Annotated in this window: 8 protein-coding genes; 3 read left to right on the top strand and 5 right to left on the bottom strand. The window is 64.4% G+C overall.

The features are described from left to right. A partial coding sequence (locus ACTHLA_RS13025; RefSeq protein ID WP_440189921.1) for a helix-turn-helix transcriptional regulator occupies positions 1-720 on the top strand: 720 nt, incomplete at its 5' end. Here ACTHLA_RS13025 and ACTHLA_RS13020 read toward each other — a convergent pair. The 4 genes from ACTHLA_RS13020 to ACTHLA_RS13005 form a co-directional block, all read right to left on the bottom strand. Then, a complete protein-coding gene (locus tag ACTHLA_RS13020) occupies positions 704-1,315 on the bottom strand; it encodes a thioredoxin domain-containing protein (protein ID WP_440189918.1) in 612 nt (203 codons plus the stop codon). The two genes, ACTHLA_RS13025 and ACTHLA_RS13020, sit on opposite strands and share 17 nt — an antisense overlap. Continuing rightward, entirely contained in the window at positions 1,315-1,932 is a 618-nt protein-coding gene (locus tag ACTHLA_RS13015) for a DsbA family protein (protein WP_440189915.1), read from the bottom strand. The genes ACTHLA_RS13020 and ACTHLA_RS13015 overlap by 1 nt, the downstream gene beginning before the upstream one ends. Positions 1,933-1,941: 9 nt before the next feature. After that, positions 1,942-2,478, bottom strand: a complete 537-nt coding sequence (locus ACTHLA_RS13010) for a thioredoxin domain-containing protein (protein ID WP_440189933.1) — start codon at positions 2,476-2,478, stop codon at positions 1,942-1,944. A 211-nt stretch (positions 2,479-2,689) separates the two neighbouring features. After that, positions 2,690-3,250: a DUF721 domain-containing protein gene (locus ACTHLA_RS13005; RefSeq protein WP_440189912.1), complete on the bottom strand. Its 561-nt coding sequence runs from the start codon at positions 3,248-3,250 to the stop codon at positions 2,690-2,692. Between ACTHLA_RS13005 and ACTHLA_RS13000 the strand changes: the two genes are divergently transcribed. Then, complete coding sequence (locus ACTHLA_RS13000) at positions 3,249-4,304, top strand: A/G-specific adenine glycosylase (RefSeq protein ID WP_440189930.1); 1,056 nt, start codon at positions 3,249-3,251, stop codon at positions 4,302-4,304. The two genes, ACTHLA_RS13005 and ACTHLA_RS13000, sit on opposite strands and share 2 nt — an antisense overlap. A gap of 74 nt (positions 4,305-4,378) precedes the next feature. Next, positions 4,379-4,780 carry a hypothetical protein gene (locus ACTHLA_RS12995; protein ID WP_440189909.1) on the top strand — a complete coding sequence of 134 codons (402 nt, stop codon included), beginning with the start codon at positions 4,379-4,381 and terminating at the stop codon, positions 4,778-4,780. Here the strand turns inward: ACTHLA_RS12995 and ACTHLA_RS12990 are convergent. Further along, entirely contained in the window at positions 4,777-6,198 is a 1,422-nt protein-coding gene (locus tag ACTHLA_RS12990; RefSeq protein ID WP_440189906.1) for a hypothetical protein, read from the bottom strand. The two genes, ACTHLA_RS12995 and ACTHLA_RS12990, sit on opposite strands and share 4 nt — an antisense overlap. Positions 6,199-6,235 lie beyond the last annotated feature (37 nt).

The raw sequence follows: 6,235 nt of genomic DNA, 5'->3' as shown, positions 1-6,235 counted from the left end.
CGCCTGACGCCCGAAGCGTGCGGCCTGCCGACGGGCCGCCGCCGTCGCGCCAAGGGGTTACGTCGCGAGGAGGCCGCCGCCCTCTGTCACATCAGTCCGACCTGGCTGACCTGGATCGAGCAGGGGCGCACGACAGGCGTTTCCGGCGCGACTCTGGGCGCGATCGCGCGGGGGTTACGCTTATCACGGGCCGAGAGGGCCTATCTGTTCGCTTTGGCGGCGCGCGGCGATGCCGGCGTGGCGGAGCAGGCGTCCGATCCGCATCAGATGGAGGCGCTGCTGGCGAGTCTTGACGCGCCCGCCTATGTGCTGGACCGGCATTGGGACGCCGTGGCGTGGAACCCGGCGGCGCAGACCCTGTTCACCGGCTGGCTGGACGGGCCGGAGCGCAATCAGTTGCGCTATGTTTTCCTCGATCCCGAAGCGCGCGTCTTCATCGCGGACTGGCCGGAGCGCGCGGCGCGGCTGGCCGCTGAATTTCGCGCCGATTCCGCCGAGGGACCGGACGATCCGGCGCGGCGCGCCCTGATTGAGGAACTGCGCCACGCCAGTCCCGACTTCGCCGCCGCCTGGGCGTCGCAAAACGTGCTGGCGCGCGAAGGCGGCGTCAGGCGCTTTCAGACCGAAGCGGGCCTGTGCGAATTTACGCAGTTCACCCTGCGACCGGATGCGTGGCGCGATTTGAAGCTGATCGTTCTGACGCCTATTTCGCGGCCTTGATGGCGGCTTCCAGGCTGGCGAGGTCGTGGTTCTGGACCTCCTTGCCGTTGACGAACAGCGAGGGCGTGCTGCGGACGCCCGCATCGAGGGCGGCCTCGTGTTCGGCGTTCAGTTTTCGCAGCCCCGCCGGATCGCTGGCGCAGGCGGTGAACGCGGCCTCGCTGAAGCCGAAACCGGCGGCGATGCGGTTCAGAATCGGCTTGGCGATGATATTGCTCTCGCCCCAGGCGTAGTAGTCTTTCTGGCCGCGCATCATGGCGTCCACCACGGCGAAATACTTATCCTTGCCCGCGCATTCCGCCAGTCGGGTCCCCGCGACGGCGATGGTCGGCACGCCGGTCAGCATCGGGCGAAAGACATAACGCACCTTGCCGGTGTCGATGTAGTCCGCCTTGATCTGCGGAAAGACGCTCTCGTTGAACGCCGCGCAGGCCGGACAGGCGACCGAGCCGTATTCGATCAGGGTCACCGGCGCATCGGCCTTGCCCAGCACATGATCGGCAGGCGTCACCTGGGCCAGTTGCGGCGACAGGTCGCCCGCATGCGCTGTAGCGGCGGCGAGCGCTAAGGCGAGAGCGGTCAGGACGGCGCGCATTACTGGCTCTTGAGCAGAGGTTGCAGCGCCTCGTCGAAGTCGCTGATCCCGCCCGAATGCCGGTCGAGCGTCTGGCCGTTGATCACAAAGGTCGGCGTCGAATTGATCCCGGCCTTCATGTATTTATCGACATTGTCCTGAATGCGCAGAATCCCCTTCGGGTCGGTCACGCACTGGTCGAACGCCTTGCCGGTCACACCGTACTTGGCGCCGATCTGACGCAGCACCGGCAGGGCGTTGGCGCCCGTGCCGTCGGCGAACATCTGATCCTGCGCCGCCCAGATGTCGTCGATAACCTTGAAATAATTGGCCTTGCCCGCGCAGCGCGCCAGCAGGATTCCGGCGGTCGATACATCGTTCGGCGGCGTCAGGAATTCGCGATAGACGTAATGGACCTTACCGGGCGTGATGTACTTGGCCATCAGCTGCGGCATGACGTCCTTGTTGAACTCGGCGCAATGCGGGCAGGTGACCGAGGCGTATTCCACGATCTCGACCTTGGCGTTGGGGTTGCCGAGGTCCATATCGCCTTCCCCGACCGGCTTGGGCGCGGGCTTGGAGCAGGCGGTCAGCAGGGCCAGAGCGGCGATGGCGGTAAGGGCGATGCGCAGGTTCATGATCGGTCTTTACTTCAGCAGGGGCTGGATGGCGGCGTCGAAGTCGCTGATGTCGCCCTTGACAAGGGTGAGAGGCTTGCCGTTGGCGTAGAAGGTCGGGGTGCGATCGACATGGTCGTCGCGCATATAGCGCGTCATCTTGTCGTTGAGCGCCTTGATGCCGTCCTTGTCGGTGATGCAGGCGTTGAACTCGGCCTCGGTCATGCCAGCGGACTGGGCGATGCTCCACAGCACAGGGCGGGCGTTGGCGTAGCCGGTCTCTTCGCCGCCCATGGCCTCCTGCGAGCGCATGATGGCGTCGATGACGCTGAAATACTTGTCGTGGCCGTTCTTCTTGGCGATGCACTGGGCCAGCAGGTGACCGGCGGCGGCGACATTGGCGTTGCCGGTCATCATCGGCTTGTAGACATACAGCACCTTACCGGTGTCGATATATTTAGCCTTGACCTGCGGCATGATCGTCTCGTTGACGTGGGCGCAGATCGGACAGGCGACCGAGGCGTATTCGACCAGGGTGACCTTGGCCTGCGGATTGCCCAGACTCATCTCCCCGGCGGCGAGATCGGTCTTCTTGGCGCACCCGGACGCGGCGACGGCCACGAGGGCGAGCGCGCCGAATACGGCCATGCGCGACAACAGATTGGAAAAGGTCATAGGACTCCCCGAAGAAGATGCGGAATCGGCGCGCGCGCCATTACCGGCTGTTTTAGCCTGTCGGCTTGTTTTTTAAAGTGCAAAATATGCCGCAAATATGACGTCACGGCCGAGGCGAGGTCTGATTTTGCCGGCGCAGCACACCGCGGCCCAATTTGAGGAGTTGCGCGCGAAGCTTGTCATCGGCCACATCTGCGACCTGCTTTTGCAGACTCAGCTCCTCCTGCGGGCTGAGCGGGCGCGGCGGCGCAGGCCTTTCAGGACGCGGACCTTGCGTCAGCGGCCCCTGCACGATGCGCAGCCGTTCGATGCGCCGTCCGCCGAAATAGAGGTTGATGCGGTCCAAAAGATTGGCCGACTGATGCTGGATCAGCGGCGCATAGGCGCCCATGACGCGAACCTCTAACGCTCCGCCTGAATGGGCGCGGCCTTTGATCACGCGAACCGGTTCGCTGACCTTGCCTAACGACGCGCCGACAATCTCCGGCCACCGGTGTTTCAGCGCGCCGAGACCGTCATCCTGACCGGCGAATTTCGCTTCGAGGCTTTTCAGAAATGGCTGAACCTGCTTAACAACGGGCGGCCTCGGTTTCGGCGCGCGTTTGGTGCGCGTCGTTTGCAGGATGCGAACCGAGTCTTCCAGAGAGGGCAGCGAGCGTTTCATCGTGACGATTATACGGAAAGATGCCGCCCTTGTCGCGCGTTTACGCAAAGGCCTGCTTGACTGGTACGACGCGCACGGCCGCGATCTGGTCTGGCGGCGCGGCGAACGCGATCCGTACCGCGTCTGGCTGTCAGAAGTGATGTTGCAGCAGACCACCGTGCCGCATGCGACCCCTTATTACGAAAAATTCCTGAGCCTGTGGCCGACGGTGCGCGATCTGGCGGCGGCGGACGATGCGCGCGTCATGGCGGCGTGGGCGGGGCTCGGCTATTATGCGCGGGCGCGGCGCCTGCTGGAATGCGCGCGCGTCGTCGTCCGCGATCATGACGGAGACTTTCCGCGCAGCGAGGCGGAGCTTCTGGCCCTGCCGGGCTTTGGTCCCTATACGGCCGCGGCGGTGGCGGCGATTGCCTTCGGCGAAGCGGCCAATGTCGTGGACGGCAATGTCGAGCGCGTCATGACGCGGCTCTATGCGATCGAAACGCCTCTGCCCGCCGGGCGCGGCGAGGTACGCGACGCCGCCGCGCAGTGGATTGACGCCGAACGGGCGGGTGACTGGCCGCAGGCGCTGATGGATCTGGCCAACCTGATCTGCCGCCCCAAGGCGCCGCAATGCCTGCTGTGCCCGCTGGCCGAGGCTTGCGAGGCGCGCGCGCAGGGCGAGCCGGAGCGCTATCCGGTCAAGCTGGTCAAGGCGCCCAAGCCGCGCCGGTTCGGAACGGCCTATATCCTGCGCCTGGGCGGGGCGGTTATCGCCGAGCAGCGCCCCGACAAGGGCCTGCTGGGCGGCATGCTGGGCCTGCCGCATTCCGAATGGCGGGAGACGCCGGAGGAAAGCAGGCCTCCGTTCGACGGCGACTGTCGCGATCTGGGCGCGTATCAGCACGTCTTCACCCATTTCGCCCTGACCCAAAGCGTGCGGCTGCGCGATGTCACACGCGCCGAGGCGGACGCTCTGCTGCGGACGCGCAATAACTGGCGCTGGCTGCCGCTGGCTGAGGCGCGCAGCCTGCCGACCGTCTTCGCCAAGGCGCTGAAATTGATCAAGCCCTGATTTTTCAGAGCCGCCTTCGACATTGGCGCATCCATCCGCGCGTGGCTAGCTAAGCGCAGTTGCTGGAGGCTGTCATGCGTCTGATCCCTGTTACCGCCCTGCTTATTCTGTCGCCCGCGGCGGCGATGGCGCAGGGCGTCTATATCCCCTTATCCGACCTCAATATCGTCTCGCGTCCGCAGGTCGAGCCGTACCGCCCGGACGGCAATCTCGACCTCAGCGACAGCGGCAAGGCGTTCAGTATGGTCTGCACCATCAACGGCGCCGGTCATCTCAGCGATTGCTACGCCGAGGCCAATACGCTCAATGATCAGAATTTCGTCCGCCATGGCCTCAACGATGTCGGGCAGTGGGTGGTGGCGCCCAGTCTTCGCGACGGACAACCGGCGGCGGGGCGGCAGGTGCGCATCACCTGCCGCTTTGATCAGGTTCCGCCGGATGCGCCGGAGGGCGCCCAGAAGCTGGCCAGCAATTAGGACGCCGTGTTCGTCCCATTACCGTCGATCTGGCACTTTTCCGGCACCTTGTCCGACTTGGCGGCGACGTCGCAGGGCACGGCGGGATTGAAGCCGGTGCGCGCCGCGTTCAGCACCGCGATATAGCCGCGCTTATTGGCGCAGGCCAGTTCCATGACGATCGCGCCGCTCTTGGCCATGAAACCGTAACGCACCTGCGCCAGATCGCAATCGGGGTTGATCTGCGACGACGCCTTGGCGGCGGCTTTGAGATTATTCAGCAGAGCCGCATCGCTGGTGAAGCGGCAGGTCAGTTTCAGCACATGACCGGCCAGACAATCATAGGCTTCAAAACCTGAACCTGACGCCTTGCCGGGGACAAAGGCCAGCAGGCCGTTGGGTTTTTGCGAGCAATGGAATTCGACCACGTCGCGACCGGTCGCCGTGTCCGTTCCCAGTTTGGCGTACTGATCGAAATCGCAGGCGACCTGCGCCTGTTGCAAGGCGGCGGCGTAGGCATCCTTCTGGGCGTCGGCCTTCGCCTCGGTCACGGCCTCAGCATGGGCGGACTGCGCCTTGGCGGCGGCCTTTGCGGTCGCTTCGTCGGTGAACTTGCAGCCGCCGATGGCTTCGGCCTTGTCGCAGCCGAAGGTGGCGGCGACCTTGCCGGCGGCGTCCAGCGCCAGAATAAAGCCCGGCGGCGTCGCGCACGCGATCTCGAAGAAATCGACACCGTTCTTGGCGCCGATATATCGGCCGTCAGTGGCGTCGCAGTCAGAGCGCGCCTTCCTGGCGAACGGCGCCAGGGTCTTGACCGCTGCGGCGTGGTCGCCCAGCGTGCAGGCCAGCGCCGTACCGTCGGTTTGCAGGCAGCTCATCAGGCCGACGCTTTGATCGGCCTTGTCGTCATGCGCAATATTGTAGATGGCGTCCGAACCATCCTTGCAGGTCAGTTCGTAGAACTCGCCCTCCCTTTTCGCATCCTCGGCGATCCAGCGCGCGTCGGCGACCTTGCAGTCGGGCATGCGCGTCTGAGCCAGCGGCGTCAGCCAGTAGTGGTTGATGCGGTTACCCGGCAGAGAGCAGGCCGGATAGGTCTTGTTCTTCGCCCGGAAGGCTTCGGCCATGTTGCAATTGACGGGTTGCTCGAAGCTTCCGTCCTTGTAACGCACAAGAAAATAACCCTTCAGGCTTTTACAGGCGACTTCATAGGAATCGCCTTTGAGTGTCTTGCCGTCGCGTTTCGTATCCGCCGGACCGACATAACGCGCGTCGGCCAGATCGCAGGACAGTTTCATGCCGTCGATGATCGCCGGGGTGTCGGCCATGCCACGCGCGCGCATCTTCGGATCGGTATGATCAGTGATCGTTCCGGCCTGAGCCTGGGCAGCGGCGAGGCACAACAGGCCAGCCACAAACGCGGTGAGATATCGGATCATGAGTCCCTCCTCCATGATGATTTTTGATTGATTATTG

This window comes from Asticcacaulis sp. (genome assembly GCF_051956075.1).
Classification (GTDB): Bacteria; Pseudomonadota; Alphaproteobacteria; order Caulobacterales; family Caulobacteraceae; genus Asticcacaulis.
The sequence above is the reverse complement of the archived record's forward strand: the minus strand, read 5'-3'. Positions and strand labels throughout refer to the sequence as shown.